This is a genomic window from Streptomyces netropsis (assembly GCF_014203545.1).
Taxonomy (GTDB): domain Bacteria; phylum Actinomycetota; class Actinomycetes; order Streptomycetales; family Streptomycetaceae; genus Streptomyces; species Streptomyces netropsis.
In genome coordinates this window covers 260,362-277,042 of sequence record NZ_JACHJG010000003.1, presented here as the reverse complement: position 1 = coordinate 277,042, position 16,681 = coordinate 260,362, and the positions used below count along the sequence as shown (strand labels likewise).

Sequence of the window (16,681 nt, the reverse complement as noted above, 5' to 3'; positions counted from 1 at the left end):
GTCCTCCGGAGGGTCATGCGCAAGCTCGGGGCTCATCTCACCGCGATTCTCACCGCCCTCACCGCCCTCACCGCGGTGCTCACCACGACGGCCCCCGCGCCCGCCGCGGCCCGCCCGTCGGCCGGCCGGGCCGACATCCCGAGGCTGACCGACGAGCACGGGCGGGTGCTCACCCTGCGCGGCTGGAACGTCGAGGACAAGAACCACCGCGGTGCCCCGGCCCTGTCCGACATCACCGAGCGGCACTTCCGCGACCTGGCCGCGCGGGGCTTCAACACCGCGCGGCTGCTGGTCTTCTGGGACGACCTCGAACCCCGGCGCGGCCAGTACAGCGAGCGCTACCTCGCCAAGATCGAGCGGATCCTCGACTGGGCGCACGCCCATCGCGTCCGGGTCGTGATCGACGCCCACCAGGACGTCTTCGGCCCCGCCTTCGGCAGCCACCGCGGCATCCCCGAGTGGGCCACCCGCACCGACGGCCTGCCCTACACCCCGCACCCCGACGACTGGTTCGCCGAATACTACGAACCCGCCGTGCAGGCCGCCTTCGAGCACCTCTACGAGGACGCGGACCTGCGCCGCGCCCAGGCCCGGATGTGGCAGGTCCTCGCCGGGCGGCTCGCCCACCACCCGGCCGTGCTCGGCTACGACCTCATCAACGAGCCGATGGGCAGGCTCCGCCCCGGCGAGGACCTGCCGGCCGCCGCCCGCCGGATCGAGGCCGAACAGATCACCCCCATGTACAACCGGCTCGCCGCCGCCATCCGGCAGGTCGACCGCCGGCACTGGCTGTTCGTCGAGCCGACCCCCATCGTCGGCGAGGGCGTACCGACCGCCCTCGGCCGCGTCCACGACCCCAAGGTCGTCTACGCCCCGCACTTCTACAACGCGGCCATGGAGGCCGGGCGGGACTACGACCCGGCCGCGAAGTGGATCGAGAACTACGAGGCGGCCGTCACCCGCTACCCCCGCGAGCAGCGCGTCCCCGTCGTCGTCGGCGAATGGGGGCCGCTCAACAACTCCCTGCCGAACATGGGCCGTTTCTACGACGACGCCCTCGCCTCGCTCGCCCGCTACACCTCCGGCTGGGCGGGCTACACCTGGTGCTACGGCGGCGGCTACTGCGCCCTGGACGCCGAAGGCCGTTTCCGTACGAACAAGGAGCGCACGGCCCGCCCGTACGCCGTCGTCGTCGCCGGCACCGTCACCGCCGAGTCCTACGAACCGGCCGCCCCCGCCTACCGCCTGACCTACGTGCCGCACCGGGCGGGCACCACCGAACTGTCCCTGCCGCCCGCCCCGCTCGGCTGGCACATCACCGTGACCGGCCCGGCCCGCACCAGGACCCGGGACGTTCCGCCGGGACGGCGCGGCACGGTCCGCGTGCACGGCGCGCCGCGCGCCGGTGCGCCGGTCTCCGTGGTCGTCACGGCAGGGCGCGAAGCGGAGTGAGCCGGTGCGGTGGCGCAGCGCCCGGGGCCTGAGGATGATGGAGGGCTCGGGGCGAGCGCCCCGTCAATCGACGTAGTCGTATCAGCGTCATCGCATGCGTAGTCGTACACGTAGTCGTACATCGGTGCTCAAGGACTGTGGCGGCCCGGCGACGGGCCGTTCGGGGGTGAAGCCATGTCCTCATCGATCCCACCCGTCCCCTCCGTAGGGGACTTCGTCACCGCGCTCGAAGAACTCGTACTCGTACCACCCGGGCGCCGCGGCCCCTCCGCCAGGATCGTCCTCGTCCAGCAGGGCCGGGGCGACGAGGCCGAGCAGATAGCGGAGGGCGAGTGCCTGCGGCTGCGGGTCCGCGGCCGCGCACTCGTCCCGTACGCCCGGATCCAGGAGTCCCGGCCGCGCGGCGACCGGCAGCGCACACGGGACGTCTTCGAGCAGATCGAGGACGGCCTGCGCGACAACCTGCCCGGCGGCTTCGGCCGGCTGCGGCTGCCGCGCTACCGGCTCGTGCGCGCCTTCGCGGCGGCCTCCTCCACGGAGGACCAAGCGCCGGTGCGGGCCCGGGACCTGCGCGACCAGTGCTACGCGGAGCGCCGCAAGGACTCCCACGTCCTCAAGGCACTGCACGCGATCGGCGGCCGCGACCAGACGCCGGACAACATCGCGGCCTGGATCTGGCACTGGGCCCGCCACCCGCTGTTCGGGGTGCTGCCGCGCTGGCTGTACGGCTTCCGGGCGGGGCGCCGCATGATGCGCAAGGGCGGCTGGTTCCGCCGCTGGGCCCGGGTCCCCTCGGGCCGCGGGGACTTCTTCCGCCACCACGAGGCGGTCGTCGCGGAGCGGGAGGACGCACTGCTGTGCGCGCTGCTCGACGACCTGGAGGCGGCGGCGCGAGGCCCCAGGCTCTCCCCCTGGACCAGGCGCCGGCGCAGCCGCTTCGTCCTCGTCCTCCCACGCGAGGGCGCACCCGGCTCGGTCACCGAAAGCGTGGTGCGCGGCTTCCCGCAAGCGGTCGAGCAGACCGGCAGCACCGCCGTCGTCCTGCTGGCGGTGGGCCAGGCGGGTCCGGACACCCCGCAGAGCCTCGCCATGGCGACGACCACGATCGACTCCTGGGCGCGGAGCCCCGGCCGGGGGCGCGGGCGGGCGGTCGCCGTGGGCGTGGAACCGCTGGCCGGGGAGCCCGACCAGGAGGCCGAGGGCCGGCTGCGCGGCTATCCGGAGATCCAGCCCGGACGGGTGCACTCCGATCTGGCGCCGCGGGCGGAAGCGTTCGTCATGGCGGTGGCAGGGGTCACGGCGCTGTCGCTGCTGGCCTACCTGGCGGTGGTGCACTTCGTCGACCCGGCCAGCGACCGGTGCCTCGGTGCCTCGGTGCGCATGCCGGAGTCGGCCGCGCCGGGCCGGATCCCCGAGCAGAGCCCCAAGGAGCTGTACGCGCGGGCGCGGGAGTCCATCGACCAGCAGAACAAACAGGCCGAAAAGGCCGCCAAGCGAGCCGACACGGTCATCCGGACGGTCGCCTACCTCGGCATCCCGGTGACCGTCGACAACTGGAACGACGGCCTGTACAGCGGCGCCATCCCCGAGCTGCGCGGCATCGCCCTCGCACAGGAACAGCTCAACAGCGAGGCCGCCAAGGACGTGCACCGCAAGGTGTGGCTCCGGGTGCGGGTCCTCGACGCGGGCCCGCGCTTCTCGAACGCCCCGGAAGTGGCCGGGGAACTCGTGCGGGAGATGGCGGAGCGGAAGGGCGAGCCGGAGATCATGGGCGTGGTCGGCCTCGGGCAGAGCCGCGCCGACACCATGGCCGCCCGGGACATCCTCGGCGACGCGGGACTGCCCGTGATCGGCACCACGGCGACCGCGCTGGAGATGCAGCAGCACGGCATGTACCGGCAGGTGGCGCCCGACAACCGGCGCGAGGCCCGGATCGCCGCGGACCTCGCCCGGCGCGGCAACATCGTGGAGACGTCGGCCGGGACGTGCGCTCCGGCCCGCGCGGCGGTCGTGGTCGCGGACCCCACGGACAGCTACAGCGCCAACCTGGGCGAGTTGTTCACGTCGGCGTTCGAGGGCGCGCGGACGATCCGGTACACCGCGGAGCCCGGCCGGGAGCCCGTCCCGCCCGCGTCGGGCGACCGGGTCGAGTCGGCGAGCACACTGGCCGAGGTGGCGATCAGGGTCTGCGAGCGCATCCAGGAGGATCCGCGCACGGTGGTGTACTGGGCGGCCAGGCCGACCGAATTCAGCGCGTTCCTGGAGGAGTTCGCCGGCGGGACGCGGTGCGACGGACGGTTGACGGTGCTCGGCGGCAACGACATCACCAACGCGGTCGTCGACGCGCAGCACCCCAGCGCCCTGCATCCCCGGGTGCGGCTGTACTACGCGGCGCACGCACTGCCCAAGAGTCATTCGCCCAACGTCATGGGCGACCGCTTCCGCGATCAGTACCGCAAGGTCTACGGCGCGGACGACCTGTGGGGCAACGACGGCCATGCCCCGCTCGCCTGGGACGCGCTGCGGCTGCTGGGCTCCGCCGTCAACTCGGCCCGCCAGGACGCGGGTTCGGCGCCGTTCGGGCTGGGCACGGTGCAGCAGTCCCTGGTGCGGGGCGTCGGCGGCCCGGACGGCAAGCGCGGCGCCACCGGTGTGCTGGCCTTCGACCGCAACGGCAAAGTCCCGGTGAACAAGCGGCTGTTGATGCTGCACGACACCGCGTCGGGCCCCGAAGTGGCGCTGGAGTGCGGGTTCAGGGCCAGCCAGGACGAACGGACGTCATGGGGGCCGGGCGGCGCGTTCCCCTGTGTGCGGGACGAGTAGGGCCTTCGCCGGGGCGGCGAGCACCGGCCCGTACGCGTACGGGCCGGTGCTTACTTCATTCCCCCGGGCCGGGGCTCCGGCTTGAGCACCGCGTCGATGCGGGCCGCCGCCGCGGCCAGGTGCCGGCGGGCCGTGGCGAGTTGCCCCGGGGTCACGCCATGGTCGCGGGCCGCGTCGCGGACGTCGTCACGGAAGCGGTCGAGCAGCCGGTCGAGGTCGCGGGCGGGGTCCTTGGAGAGCGCGTCGTCGGCCGAGGCCCACGCGGGCGCGGGCGGCTCCTGCCGGCCGGGCCCGTCCTCCCGCTCCACCGTGACGTCGTCGGGCGCCACGTCCGGACCGCGGTGCGGACGGCCGCCCTGGCCGGCCAGGGCGCCGAGCTCCTTGGCGAGGGCGTTGACGCCCTCGACCAGGCCCGTCGGCCAGTCGCCGTGCCGCATGTGCTCGCGGACCTGCTCCTCCACGCGCTCCTTGACGCGCCGCACCTCCTCACGGGTGCGGTCCTGGGCCTGCTGGGCCTGGTGGCGGGCCTGCTGGGCGTCCTGGCGGGCGCGGCGGGCTTCCTCCTTCGCCCGGCGGGCCTGCTCCCGCCACTCCTCCTTGGCGCGCCGGAACTCCTCCTTCGCCCCCGCGAAGTAGTCGGTGGTGTGGCCGTCGGCCGCCCCGGCGGTGTCCGTACGGGCCCGGAGCGCGGCCTCGCGCATCTCGCGCCGCAGGTCACCGGCGGCACCGCGGACGTCCTCGCGGATGTCGGCGGCGAGCGCGGAGACGGACTCGCGGATCTCCAGCTCCAGCTCGGCCAGCTCGCCCCGGCGGTCGGCGAGCTCGGCGCGGCCGGCGTCGGTGAGGGCGTAGACCTTGCGGCCGCCCTCGGTGGTGTGGGTGACGAGGCCCTCGGCCTCCAGCTTGGCCAGCCGCGGATAGACCGTGCCGGCGGACGGCGCGTACAGGCCCTGGAAGCGCTCCTCCAACTGCCGGATGACCTCGTAGCCGTGGCGGGGCGCCTCGTCGAGCAGCTTGAGGAGGTACAGACGCAGTCGGCCGTGGGCGAAGACGGGGGGCATCAGAGGACCTTTCCCTGCGTGGGGACGTCGGCGGGGGCGCTGCCCGGGTCCGCGGGCCTGCGCAGCAGCGCGACCGGGCCCGAGACGGTGGTGACCTTGAGCTTGCCGTGCCCGGTGCCGAGCCGGCCGGTGATCTTCCGGGCGCCCCACTGGCCGCTGACCCGCAGGTCCTCGAAGGCGCAGGAGAGCGTGCCGCTCGCGGTGCCCGCGTCCACCTCCGCGTCGACGGGGTGCGGCAGCCGGATGGCGACCTCGCCGGAGACGCTGGTGATGTCGAGGTCCGGGCACTGCGCGGTGGGGGAGAGGTCGACCACCACGTCGCCGCTGACCGATTCGGCCGTGACGGTGCCGCCGGCGCCGTCGACGAGCGTGAGGTCGCCGGAGACGGAGTTGAAGCGCAGATCGCCGCCGAGGGACTGGGCCTCCAGACGACCGGTGACGGTCTCGGCCCGCACGGACCCGGTCAGCCCGACGAGCGTGGTGTCGCCGCCCACGCCGCGCACCTCCGTCCGGCCGGAGATCCCGGAGACGACGGCGCTCGCGGTGACGACGCCGACCTCGACCCGGGTGGCGGCGGGGACGGTCAGGGTGACGGTGACGGTGCGGTTCCACTCCCGGCGGTCGAACCACTTGAGGAAGTTCTGCCACGGCAGGTCCTCGTAGCCGACGACGAGCGTGCCGTCGTGGAGGCCGACGACGAGCGGCCGGCCGTCGATCTCGGACAGCTCCAGCCGGGCGGGGCCGGTGGCGGCGCCGACGACGTTGACCGTGCCCCCCACGAGCCGCACGTTCAGGGCCGTGACCGGCTCCTCGAAGGTGAGCGTCCGTGGGGCGGACAGTGACCAGTGCGACTGGTCCGTTCGGTCTGACCGATCCGGCATCCCGGGCCTCCTCGCAACATATCGCGTGTCTTGGAAGACACGTTATATCGCGTCTGGAGGAAGTCAAGTGTCATCCGGGTGGCATAGCGTTGACGCATGTCAGCTACTGATCACCGTCCGGCGGCAGGGGTCCTGCTGCTCTGCCGGGCCGAGCCCGACCGCGTCCGCCCCTCCGCCCAGCTCCTCGGCAAACCCCTGCTCCTGGCCCCGGCGGGCGAGGACTGGAGCGTGCTCGTCCCCGGTGCGGAGTCCTGGCGGGACGAGGGCGAGGAGCTGTCCGTGCTGACGGCCGACTGGGCGCACGCGCTGACCGTCGCCGAGTCGTGGCCGGTCGTCGGCCTGTGGTGGGACGGCGCCGAAGCGGGCTTCGTGGTGGCGGCGGCCTTCCGCCGCACGGTCGCGCACACCTGGCACGCGGACGGCACGCCGCCGCCCGGTGCGGAGGAGGCCATGACGGCCCTGCGCGCCCGGCTCGGCCTCGACCCCGTGCTCGACGGGGCGGCGCTCGACCGGCTCATCGAGCCGGACGCGGACATCGACGCGCCCGCCCGGGCGCTGGGTCTCGTGGCGGTCCTCGCCCGCGCGGGCCTCCAGCTCGGGGCGGGCCTCGCGCCGGGCACGGACGCTCCCCTGCTGCGCGAGGCGGCCGCGGCGCTGCCCGCCACCGAGACCGTCGAATGGCCGGGCTGGCGCGATGCCCTGCGAGCCGGGCTCGACGAGTCCGAACGGGGGATGCTCGGCGCGTGGACGCGCGGCCCCAGGGCCAAGGCCCTGGGCGTGGCGGAAATAGCGGCGGGTGTCTCGGTGGCGCTCTGCGCTCGCCGCGCCGGGCGCCGCGGCTGGGCGGCGGCGGGGTGGGCACTGGCGGCGGACGGGGTGCTGACCCTGGCCTACGACCGGTGGCGCGAGCGGATGTAGGCGGGCGCCGTCCAGCCCGTCCGGCGTTTGAGGACCGGGGTCCGGGGCGGAGCCCCGGTACTACTCGTCGTCCTCGTCGTCCAGGCGGGCCAGCCAGGTCGCCAGGCGCTCCACCGGCACCTCGAAGTCCGGGTTGAGGTCGACGAACTCGCGCAGGCGCTCGGCCACCCAGCCGAGGGAGACCTCCTCCTCGCCACGCCGGTTCTCCAGCTCCTCGATGCCGCGGTCCGTGAAGTACAACGTGCTCTCCGTCGGGTGAGTCAGGGTCTGGTGGGATGTCCCGCTCAGGATAGGCGGGACGTGCCGGAACGGGACCGGGCCCCCACCGCCGTCGGTCGGCGGTGGGGGCCCGGTGTCCGTCACCGAAGGGCCGGTCGAGGTCAGATGTCGAAGACCTCGGCGACCAGTGCCGCCTGCTCCGCCTGGTGGCGCTTGGCCGAGCCGACCGCCGGGGAGGAGGAGTGCGAACGGGAGACCCGGCGCAGTCGCTCCCGGGCCGGGATGTCGGCGCCGACAGCCAGGTCCAGGTGGTCGATCAGGTTGAGCGCGATGAACGGCCAGGCACCCTGGTTCGCCGGCTCCTCCTGGGCCCACACGAACTTCTCCGCGCCCGAGTACTTGGCGATCTCCGCCTGGAGCTCGGCACCCGCCAGCGGGTACAGCCGCTCGATGCGGATGATCGCCGTGTCGTTCGCACCGCGCTTGGTCCGCTCGGCGACGAGGTCGTAGTAGACCTTGCCGGAGCAGAAGACGACCTTGCGGACGTCCGCGGTGGCGACCGTGTCGTCACCGATGACCGGGCGGAAGCTGCCGCTGGTGAACTCGTCCGCCGACGACGCCGCGGCCTTCAGACGCAGCATCGACTTCGGGGTGAAGACGATCAGCGGCTTGTGGTGCGGGTTGTGGACCTGCCAGCGCAGCAGGTGGAAGTAGTTCGACGGCAGGGTCGGCATCGCGACCGTCATGTTGTTCTGCGCGCAGAGCTGGAGGAAGCGCTCGACACGGGCCGAGGAGTGGTCCGGGCCCTGGCCCTCGTAGCCGTGCGGCAGCAGCAGCGTGACGCCGGAGGTCTGGCCCCACTTCTGCTCGGACGAGGAGATGAACTCGTCGACGATGCTCTGGGCGCCGTTGACGAAGTCACCGAACTGGGCCTCCCACAGCACCAGCGACTCCGGGCGGGCCAGCGAGTAGCCGTACTCGAAGCCCATCGCCGCGTACTCGCTGAGCAGCGAGTCGTAGACGTTGTACCGGGCCTGGTCCTCGGAGAGGTACATCAGCGGGGTGTAGTCCTCGCCGGTCTCCCGGTCGACGAGCACCGCGTGGCGCTGGCCGAACGTGCCGCGGCGGGAGTCCTGGCCGGCGAGCCGGACCGGGGTGCCCTCCATCAGCAGCGAACCGAAGGCGAGGGTCTCGCCCATCGCCCAGTCGATCGTGGCGTCCTCGACGCTGGACGCGCGGCGCTGCAGCTGCGGCAGCAGTCGCGGGTGCACGGTGACGTGCTCGGGCAGGTTGACCTGCGACTCGGCGATCCGCTTGACGATCTCCTGGGAGATCGCGGTGTTCACCGGGACCGGGAACTCGGCCTGCGCGGCCGGGACCTCGGCGGCGGTCGGCGCGGACGTCGCCTCGCGGACCTCGGTGAAGACCTTCTCCAGCTGACCCTGGTAGTCCTGCAGGGCCTGCTCGGCCTCTTCCAGGGTGATGTCGCCGCGACCGATGAGGGACTCGGTGTAGAGCTTGCGCACCGAGCGCTTCTTGTCGATCAGGTCGTACATCAGCGGCTGGGTGAACGAGGGGTTGTCGGCCTCGTTGTGACCCCGGCGGCGGTAGCAGATCAGATCGATGACGACGTCCTTGTTGAACGCCTGACGGAACTCGAAGGCGAGCCGCGCGACGCGGACCACGGCCTCCGGGTCGTCACCGTTCACGTGGAAGATCGGCGCTTCGATCATCCGCGCGACGTCGGTGCAGTACATCGACGAACGCGAGGACTCCGGGGCGGCGGTGAAGCCGACCTGGTTGTTGATCACGATGTGCACGGTGCCGCCGGTGCGGTAGCCCCGCAGCTGGGACATGTTGAGCGTCTCGGCCACGACGCCCTGGCCCGCGAAGGCCGCGTCGCCGTGCAGCTGGACGGGCAGGACCGTGAAGTCCGTGCCGCCCTTGTTGATGATGTCCTGCTTGGCGCGGGCGATGCCCTCGACGACCGGGTCGACGGTCTCCAGGTGGGACGGGTTGGCGGCCAGCGAGACCTGGATCTGCTCGCCGTCGAGACCCGTGAAGGTGCCCTCGGCGCCCAGGTGGTACTTCACGTCGCCGGAGCCGTGCATCGACTTCGGGTCGAGGTTGCCCTCGAACTCGCGGAAGATCTGCGCGTACGACTTGCCGACGATGTTGGCCAGCACGTTCAGCCGGCCGCGGTGGGCCATGCCGATGACGACCTCGTCCAGACGCGACTCGGCGGCCGAGTCCAGCACGGCGTCGAGCAGCGGGATGACGGACTCGCCGCCCTCCAGCGAGAAGCGCTTCTGGCCGACGTACTTCGTCTGCAGGAAGGTCTCGAAGGCCTCCGCCGCGTTCAGCCGGCGCAGGATGCGCAGCTGCTCCTCGCGCTCGGGCTTGGAGTGGCCGCGCTCGACCCGGTCCTGGATCCACTTGCGCTGCTTGGGGTCCTGGATGTGCATGAACTCGATGCCGGTGGTGCGGCAGTACGAGTCGCGCAGCACGCCGAGGATGTCGCGCAGCTTCATCATCGCCTTGCCGGCGAAGCCGCCGACCGCGAACTCGCGCTCCAGGTCCCACAGGGTGAGCCCGTGCTCGGTGATGTCCAGGTCGGGGTGCTTGCGCTGGCGGTACTCCAGCGGGTCGGTGTCGGCCATGACGTGGCCGCGGACCCGGTAGGAGTGGATCAGCTCGAAGACCCGGGCGGCCTTGGTGACGTCGTCGTCGTGGGAGACGTCGATGTCGCGCAGCCAGCGGATCGGCTCGTACGGGATCCGCAGCGCCTCGAAGATCTCGTCGTAGAAGTCACCCTCGCCGAGCAGCAGCTGGCTCATGACGCGCAGGAACTCGCCGGAGGCGGCGCCCTGGATCACGCGGTGGTCGTACGTCGAGGTCAGGGTCATGACCTTGGAGATGCCCAGCTTGTTCAGGGCGTCCTGGGAGGTGCCCTGGAACTCGGCGGGATAGTCCATCGCGCCGACGCCGACGATGAGGCCCTGGCCGGGCATCAGACGCGGCACGGAGTGCACGGTGCCGATGCCGCCGGGGTTCGTCAGCGAGGCGGTGACCCCGGTGAAGTCGTCCATCGTCAGCTTGCCCACGCGGGCGCGGCGGACGATGTCCTCGTAGGCCTGCCAGAACTCGAAGAAGTTGAGCGTCTCGGCCTTCTTGATGGCCGCGACGACGAGTTGGCGGTCGCCGTTCGGCTTGACCAGGTCGATGGCCAGGCCGAGGTTGACGTGCTCGGGCTTGACGAGCGTCGGCTTGCCGTCCTTCTCCGCGAAGGAGTAGTTCATCGACGGCATGGCCTTGAGGGCCTGCACCATCGCGAAGCCGATGAGGTGGGTGAAGGAGACCTTCCCGCCCCGGGCGCGCTTGAGGTGGTTGTTGATGACGATGCGGTTGTCGAACAGCAGCTTCACCGGGACGGCGCGGACGGACGTGGCCGTCGGCAGCTCCAGCGAGGCGTTCATGTTCTTGGCGACCGCGGCGGACGGACCGCGCAGCGTCACGAACTCGGGGCCCTGCGGAGCCTCGGCCGCGGGGGCCGGCTGAGCAGGGGCCTTCGCCGGCGCCGCCTTGGCCGGAGCCTGCGCGGCGGGCTTCGCCGCGGCCGGCTGGGCAGCCGGTGCCGGAGCGGCCTGGGCGGGCTTGGCGGCCTGCGGAGCAGGCGCGGCAGGCGCGGCCGGGGCAGCGGCGGCGGGCTGGGCCGGCTGGGCAGCCGGTGTGGCGGGCGCGGCACCCGGGGGGGCGGGCGGGGCGGCGGCAGCCGACCCCGTGTCCTTCCCGGGCTTGTAGTCGGCGAAGAAGTCCCACCAGGCTCGGTCGACCGAGTTCGGGTCCTGGAGGTACTGCTGGTAGATCTCGTCGACGAGCCACTCATTGGGACCGAAGACGTCGGCAGGGCTCTTGCCCTGCCCGTCTTGGTCGGTCGAGACGCTCGAGGTGTTGGGGGACTGTGGCGACACGGCGGCAACCGCCCTCTTCCGCTTCACAAGGTGATGGACAGCGGGAATAAAGGCTACGCCTGTTGGGGCGCTGTATGCAGGCCACCCCGGCCAGTCGTCGCCTAAGTCACATTCATCGACGGGTTTCGAGGCATGACATGGCGGGAAGCAGACGGGGTTCCGCTTCTCCCGCAGGCTTCCGGGTTCGCCGAATCCCGCTCACATCCCCGCTGAATGTGTGCTTCCACCACCGACCCTACGTCAAGTCGCTTCTCAAGGTCCGCCCGGAAGAGTGACCCGGATGCGGCAGCCGCGTGGTGATTCGGCCACGCCGATGCTGCCGCCGTGCAGATCGACCGCCCAGCGTGCGATGGCCAGGCCGAGGCCCGTACCCCCGTCGCTGTCCGGACCCTGCTGGCCGGAGCTGCCCCGGTTGAAGCGCTCGAAGACCCGGTGCCGCTCGGACTCGGGGATGCCAGGGCCCTCGTCCACGACCTCCAGGTCCAGCGACTGCGGACCCTCGCCCCGGCGGGCGCGGACCGTGACCCGGCCGTGCCGGGGGCTGTGCTTGACGGCGTTGTCGACCAGATTGGCCACCACCTGGTGCAGCCGCTCGGCGTCCGCGTGCGCGGTCAGCTCCGGCGGCTGGACGTCCAGATGCAGATGCACGTCCTTGCGGGCGCGCGGCGAGGAGCCGGAGCCGGCCGCCATGCTGGCCTCCTTCAGCACCCCCGCCAGATACGGCCAGACCTCGAAGCGCCGCGCGTGCAGCGGCACCACGCCGTTGTCCAGCCGGGACAGGTCCAGCAGCTGCTCCACCAGCCGCCCCAGCCGCTCCGTCTGGCGCAGCGCGGTGCGCATCGTCTCCGGATCGGCGGCCGAGACACCGTCCACCACGTTCTCCAGCACCGCCCGCAGCCCCGCGATCGGGGTGCGCAGCTCGTGCGAGACGTTGGCGACCAGCTCCTTGCGATGGGTGTCGACCGCCTCCAGGTCGGCCGCCATCCGGTTGAAGGCCTTGGCCAGGTCCCCGAACTCGTCCCGCCGCCCGCCGCCGACCCGCCGGGTGTAGTCACCGTGTGCCATCGACCGGGTGATCTCGGTCATCTCGTCCAGCGGCGCGGTCAGCCCGTGCGCCACGAACTGGGTTATCAGCAGCGAGGCGATGATCGAGAAGATGGTGATGACCCGCAGCTCGGTGGCCGAGTGGATCGCGACGAAGACGAGGAAGGTCGTGATGACCACCGAGCCGATGACGAGCGCGCCCAGCGCCGCCTTCACCGACCGGTAGGGGTCCAGCGGGCGCAGCGCCGCCCAGACGCGGCTCCACAGGCCCGGCCGCCGACGGCCGTCGCCGGGGAGGGAGCCGCTCATGCCGCCGGGGTCTCCAGCGCGTACCCGACGCCGTGGACCGTGCGGATCCGCTCCGCCCCGATCTTCCGGCGCAGCGCCTTGATGTGACTGTCCACGGTCCGGGTGCCGGAGGCGTCGGCCCAGTCCCACACCTCCGCGAGCAGCTGCTCGCGGGAGAGGACCGCGCGCGGCGTGTTCGCCAGACAGACCAGCAGGTCGAACTCCGTGGGCGTCAGATGCACGTCCGTGCCCCGCACCCGCACTCTTCGCTGCGCGTGGTCGATCTCCAGCTCGCCCAGGCGCAGGATGCCGCTGCGCGGGGTGTGCGCGGCGAGCGCGGCCCGCTCCACCCGCCGCAGCAGGACGTGCACCCGCGCCGCCAGCTCCCGCATCGAGAACGGCTTGGTCATGTAGTCGTCGGCGCCCACGCCCAGCCCGACCAGCATGTCGGTCTCGTCGTCACGGGCCGTGAGCATCAGCACCGGCACCGGCCGCTGTGCCTGCACCCGGCGGCAGACCTCCAGGCCGTCGAAGCCCGGCAGCATCACGTCCAGCACCAGCAGGTCCGGCTGCCAGGCCTCGGCGGCGTCGACCGCCGCCGGGCCGTCGCCGGCGGTCCGCACCTGGAACCCCTCGGCCCGCAGCCGGGCCGCGATGGCGTCGACGATCGTCCGGTCGTCCTCGACGACCAATACCCGTCGCTGTGCCCCGGCGGAGGCTGTGGTGCCGCTCGGGCCGATGTGTGTGTGCTCCATGCGCCCCGCCCCTAGCGTCTTCCCGTGCCTCGTCCTGCGACTGTGGCAAGCAGGGTACGGGCAGGTGGCGGGGGACGGCTACGCGGCCTTGACCGCGAGGTGGACCACGTCGGGGACGCCCCGGGCAACGGTGATCTCTTCGGTCCTTACCCCGTCGAACCCGGCATTCCGGAGGGCGTCGTCGAACTCCGGGGAGGGCTGCGCGGACCAGACGGCGAGCACCCCGCCGGGTGTCAGCCGCGCCCGGCAGGCCGCGAGACCGGTGGGGGAGTAGAGACCGCCGTTGTCCTCCGTGACGGTCCAGCCGGGGCCGTTGTCGATGTCGAGACACAGCGCGTCATAGGTCGCCCCGGCAGTGCGGACGTGGGCGACGAGGTCGGTGTGGAGCAGCTCCGTACGCGGGTCGGCGAGGGCTCCGGCGGAGATCGCGGCGAGCGGGCCCGTGCGGTGCCAGTCGATGACCGCGCCCTCCCGCTCGACGACCGTGATGCGCCCCCAGCGGGGCTCGGCGGCCGCGTGCGCGAGCGAGAAGCCCACGCCGAGCCCGCCGATCAGGACGGCCGGGTCCGTCCGCCCGGCGGGCAGGGCGGCGAGCGCGGCGTCGACCAGCAGCCGCTCGGAACGGCCGTCGGAGGTGTCCATCAGGAAGCAGCCGTTGGCGATGATCTCGTAGACCTCGCCGGCCGCCCCACCACCGGCTCCGCGCCGTCTGAGCACCACCTCGCCGTACGGTCCCTCGCGGCGCTCGACGGTGACGGGCGCGGCCTCGGTGTCGTTGTCGTACCGGACGTACGGAACGGTCATGCGGGCCTCCGGGAGGGCTGTGGTGCTCGACGGACGCAGTGCGCGGGTATGCGGTTGACAGAGGTGACAGGGGTCACTGCCGGACGTGATCCGGCAGGCCATGGCGCACCTTAGTGTTCTTGGGGCGACCGATGCGCGGCCTTTTCCGAGGGCACGCCGCACGGCCGCCGCGCCTACCCAGGAGAGCCCGGTGGAAAGGGGCTTGGCCGAGTGACCGTGGTGGACCCCGCCGATGATGCGGCCACCGGTGCGCGGACCGCGAGCGGCGTGTCCTCGCCCCGGGAGCCGTCCCGCCTCCGCCGCCTCGCGCGCCTGCTGCCCACCCCCACCGGCACGCCGTTCACGTTCTGCTACGCCGTGATCCTGCTCGGTACCGCCCTCTACGCGGACTTCGGCGACCAGGCGACGGTCGATCAGCTGCTCCGCGACTCCAGCACCGACGCGGCGCACCTCGCCGAGCGGCCGCTGTTCGTCCTCGTGGCCAGCGCCCTGTGGATCGCGGGCGGGCTCTATTCGTTCTACGGCGTGGCCTTCCTGTTCGTCGTCACCGCGCTGGAGCGGCGGGTCGGCGGGGGGCGCGCCGCCGGGGTCTTCCTGCTCGGCCATGTGCTGGCCACCCTCGCGACCGAGCTTCCGGTGGCGGGCGCCGTCGCCGTCGGCCGACTGCCAGCGGCCTCGATGCACCGCCTCGACTACGGCATCAGCTTCGGGCTGATGGCCTGCATCGGCGCGCTGTCCGGGCTGCTGCGGCCCCGGTGGAAGTGGGCCCTGCTCGGCGTGGCGGGCGCGATGTGCGCCCAGGACCTGATCGAACTCGTCGACCCCCTCGCCAGCTGGGGCCACCCCATCGCGCTGCTGACCGGGCTGGCCTGTGTGCCGCTGGTCCGTGACGCGGCCGGCCGCAAGAGCGCCGGTGCCGGTCAGGGTGCCGCTGCCGGTCGTGGTGCCGCCGTCTCAGCGGACCGTGCCGTCCCACTGCCACTGCTCCCGCCGTGGCTGCCCCGGCAGTACGCCCCGACCGGTGCACCACAGGAGGGTGCGGCCGGGGGCATGGCCTTCCGGGGCGCCGGGGAAGAGCCGCTCGACGGCGGGCGCGCAGAGCCCGTCGGGCGGGCTCCAGTCGAGCCCGAGGCCCCGCGCGACGTCATGGGTGTGGGCGACGGTCTCCACCACGCCCATGGCGGCGAAGCCGGGCCCGTCGGAGTGGCCCCACGGGTGCCAGGCGCGGTCCCCCGCCCCCGCACCCCGGACGGTGCCGGCGAGCAGCGACGCCGCGATGCGGATGCCCTCCAGGCGGGCTGAGACCGGCGCCCCGGGGTCCAGCGAGGCGAAGAGCGTGATGTAGCGGTCGGTCGGCTTGGCGGTGAGCAGCCCCGCGTAGCCGACGAGGCCGAGCGCCAGGTGGTCGAGCGTCGCGTGACAGGACCAGTCGAGGCCCCCGGCGGGCACGGACCAGTCCTTCGCCGCCTCCGTCTCCAGGGCGGCGGTGCACTCCTCGGCCGCCGCGACGACGAGAGCGGCCCACGCCGCGGTGGTCCCCGGTGCGCTCACGCCCGGCCCCCGTCGCGGACGACCTCGATCAGACGCGCGTAGCTGTCGCCGCCGTGGCCCGCGGCGACGGCCCGGGCGACGAACGCCTTGAGCAGCAGCGGCAGCCCGACGTCCAGACCGCCCGCCTCGCTCGCGTGGACGAGGTGGTCCATCGACGCGAGGTGGATGTCGAGGGTGGCGTCGTCGCCCGGGTAGCGACCGGCGTCGATCTGGGGCGCGTAGGTGCTCATGAAGCCGGTGACGGCGGTCAGCCAGCGGATCGCCACCGGGGTGAAGTCCCCCGCCGTCACCCCCTCGGAGCCGGTCAGCGCCGCGCCGTGCAGCCAGCCGCTGAGCGCCGACCACATCAGGCCGAGCAGGGCCGCGTCGTAGAGCGAGGCGAGGCCCGGGTCCCGGCCGAGGTCCAGGGGGTCGCCCAGGCTCGCCAGCGTCGCCCGGTGCGCGGCGAACGCGGTCGGCGAGCCGCTGTAGAGCAGCATGAACTCCGCGCTGCCGATGCCCGGCGGGGTCGTCATGATCGCCCCGTCGAGGTAGTCGAAGCCGTGCTCCGCCGCCCACGCGGCGCCGGCCCTGGCCTGCTCGGGGGAGCCGGAGGTGAGGTTGACGAGGGTGCGGCCCGCGAGGTCGCCCACGACCGGGTCGAGGACGGCGTGGACGTCGTCGTAGGTCGTCACGCAGATCACCACGAGCTCGCTCGCGGTGACCGCGTCGCGCGCCGACCCGGCGCGGACGGCCCCCCGTGCGACGACCGCGTCGGCCCTGGCGGCCGAGCGGTTCCAGACGGTGGTCGGGTGACCGGCCTTCAGGAAGGCGTCGGCCAGTGCCGTGCCCATCGAACCCAGGCCGAGAACGGTCACGCTCATGATGTTTCTCCCCATGTGCCGCAGAAGGTGTCGCAGAAGTCGATCAAGTGG

Annotated in this window: 12 protein-coding genes; 4 read left to right on the top strand and 8 right to left on the bottom strand. The window is 72.9% G+C overall.

Annotated elements, in window-relative coordinates; translation table 11 throughout:
- The first annotated feature begins 15 nt into the window (after positions 1-15).
- Together FHS38_RS09005 and FHS38_RS09000 are read left to right on the top strand one after the other, a co-directional pair.
- Entirely contained in the window at positions 16-1,452 is a 1,437-nt protein-coding gene (locus FHS38_RS09005; RefSeq protein WP_184732648.1) for a cellulase family glycosylhydrolase, read from the top strand.
- A 174-nt stretch (positions 1,453-1,626) separates the two neighbouring features.
- Positions 1,627-4,275 (top strand): type 1 periplasmic-binding domain-containing protein, encoded by a 2,649-nt coding sequence (locus FHS38_RS09000; RefSeq protein ID WP_184732646.1) that lies wholly within the window; start codon positions 1,627-1,629, stop codon positions 4,273-4,275.
- A gap of 50 nt (positions 4,276-4,325) precedes the next feature.
- Here the strand turns inward: FHS38_RS09000 and FHS38_RS08995 are convergent, their stop codons facing one another.
- Positions 4,326-5,336, bottom strand: coding sequence for a PadR family transcriptional regulator (locus FHS38_RS08995; RefSeq protein WP_184732644.1), 1,011 nt, complete (start codon positions 5,334-5,336; stop codon positions 4,326-4,328).
- A complete protein-coding gene (locus FHS38_RS08990; RefSeq protein WP_184732642.1) occupies positions 5,336-6,217 on the bottom strand; it encodes a DUF4097 family beta strand repeat-containing protein in 882 nt (293 codons plus the stop codon). The genes FHS38_RS08995 and FHS38_RS08990 overlap by 1 nt, the downstream gene beginning before the upstream one ends.
- Positions 6,218-6,313: 96 nt before the next feature.
- On the opposite strand from FHS38_RS08990, the gene FHS38_RS08985 reads away from it, so the two are divergent.
- Entirely contained in the window at positions 6,314-7,135 is an 822-nt protein-coding gene (locus FHS38_RS08985; protein WP_184732640.1) for a hypothetical protein, read from the top strand.
- 60 nt (positions 7,136-7,195) lie between these two features.
- Here FHS38_RS08985 and FHS38_RS08980 read toward each other — a convergent pair whose 3' ends face one another.
- The 5 genes from FHS38_RS08980 to FHS38_RS08960 form a co-directional block, all read right to left on the bottom strand.
- Positions 7,196-7,375 (bottom strand): DUF6104 family protein, encoded by a 180-nt coding sequence (locus FHS38_RS08980; protein WP_086567929.1) that lies wholly within the window; start codon positions 7,373-7,375, stop codon positions 7,196-7,198.
- Between the two features lie 140 nt (positions 7,376-7,515).
- Positions 7,516-11,325, bottom strand: a complete 3,810-nt coding sequence (locus tag FHS38_RS08975) for a multifunctional oxoglutarate decarboxylase/oxoglutarate dehydrogenase thiamine pyrophosphate-binding subunit/dihydrolipoyllysine-residue succinyltransferase subunit (RefSeq protein ID WP_184732638.1) — start codon at positions 11,323-11,325, stop codon at positions 7,516-7,518.
- Positions 11,326-11,577: 252 nt separating this feature from the next.
- On the bottom strand, positions 11,578-12,678 hold the full coding sequence (locus FHS38_RS08970; RefSeq protein ID WP_184732635.1) for a sensor histidine kinase: 1,101 nt from the start codon (positions 12,676-12,678) through the stop codon (positions 11,578-11,580).
- Positions 12,675-13,412 (bottom strand): response regulator transcription factor, encoded by a 738-nt coding sequence (locus tag FHS38_RS08965; protein WP_130879895.1) that lies wholly within the window; start codon positions 13,410-13,412, stop codon positions 12,675-12,677. Before FHS38_RS08965 ends, FHS38_RS08970 begins: the two co-directional genes overlap by 4 nt.
- 78 nt (positions 13,413-13,490) lie before the next feature.
- Complete coding sequence (locus FHS38_RS08960; RefSeq protein ID WP_184732633.1) at positions 13,491-14,216, bottom strand: spermidine synthase family protein; 726 nt, start codon at positions 14,214-14,216, stop codon at positions 13,491-13,493.
- Positions 14,217-14,426: 210 nt separating this feature from the next.
- Here FHS38_RS08960 and FHS38_RS36025 point away from each other — a divergent pair, with 210 nt between their 5' ends.
- Positions 14,427-15,518: a rhomboid-like protein gene (locus FHS38_RS36025; protein WP_184732631.1), complete on the top strand. Its 1,092-nt coding sequence runs from the start codon at positions 14,427-14,429 to the stop codon at positions 15,516-15,518.
- Between the two features lie 245 nt (positions 15,519-15,763).
- Here FHS38_RS36025 and FHS38_RS08950 read toward each other — a convergent pair whose 3' ends face one another.
- The gene (locus tag FHS38_RS08950; RefSeq protein WP_184732629.1) at positions 15,764-16,645 is read right to left on the bottom strand and encodes an NAD(P)-dependent oxidoreductase; all 882 of its coding nucleotides are present in this window, start codon (positions 16,643-16,645) and stop codon (positions 15,764-15,766) included.
- Positions 16,646-16,681: the final 36 nt, after the last annotated feature.

What these genes read in the sequence shown, in the direction of transcription:
- FHS38_RS09005 (WP_184732648.1), top strand. Translation starts at nt 16, where the DNA reads ATGCGCAAGCTCGGGGCTCATCTCACCGCGATTCTCACCGCCCTCACC.
- FHS38_RS09000 (WP_184732646.1), top strand. Translation starts at nt 1,627, where the DNA reads ATGTCCTCATCGATCCCACCCGTCCCCTCCGTAGGGGACTTCGTCACC.
- FHS38_RS08995 (WP_184732644.1), bottom strand. Translation starts at nt 5,336, where the DNA reads ATGCCCCCCGTCTTCGCCCACGGCCGACTGCGTCTGTACCTCCTCAAG.
- FHS38_RS08990 (WP_184732642.1), bottom strand. Translation starts at nt 6,217, where the DNA reads ATGCCGGATCGGTCAGACCGAACGGACCAGTCGCACTGGTCACTGTCC.
- FHS38_RS08985 (WP_184732640.1), top strand. Translation starts at nt 6,314, where the DNA reads ATGTCAGCTACTGATCACCGTCCGGCGGCAGGGGTCCTGCTGCTCTGC.
- FHS38_RS08970 (WP_184732635.1), bottom strand. Translation starts at nt 12,678, where the DNA reads ATGAGCGGCTCCCTCCCCGGCGACGGCCGTCGGCGGCCGGGCCTGTGG.
- FHS38_RS08965 (WP_130879895.1), bottom strand. Translation starts at nt 13,412, where the DNA reads ATGGAGCACACACACATCGGCCCGAGCGGCACCACAGCCTCCGCCGGG.
- FHS38_RS08960 (WP_184732633.1), bottom strand. Translation starts at nt 14,216, where the DNA reads ATGACCGTTCCGTACGTCCGGTACGACAACGACACCGAGGCCGCGCCC.
- FHS38_RS08950 (WP_184732629.1), bottom strand. Translation starts at nt 16,645, where the DNA reads ATGGGGAGAAACATCATGAGCGTGACCGTTCTCGGCCTGGGTTCGATG.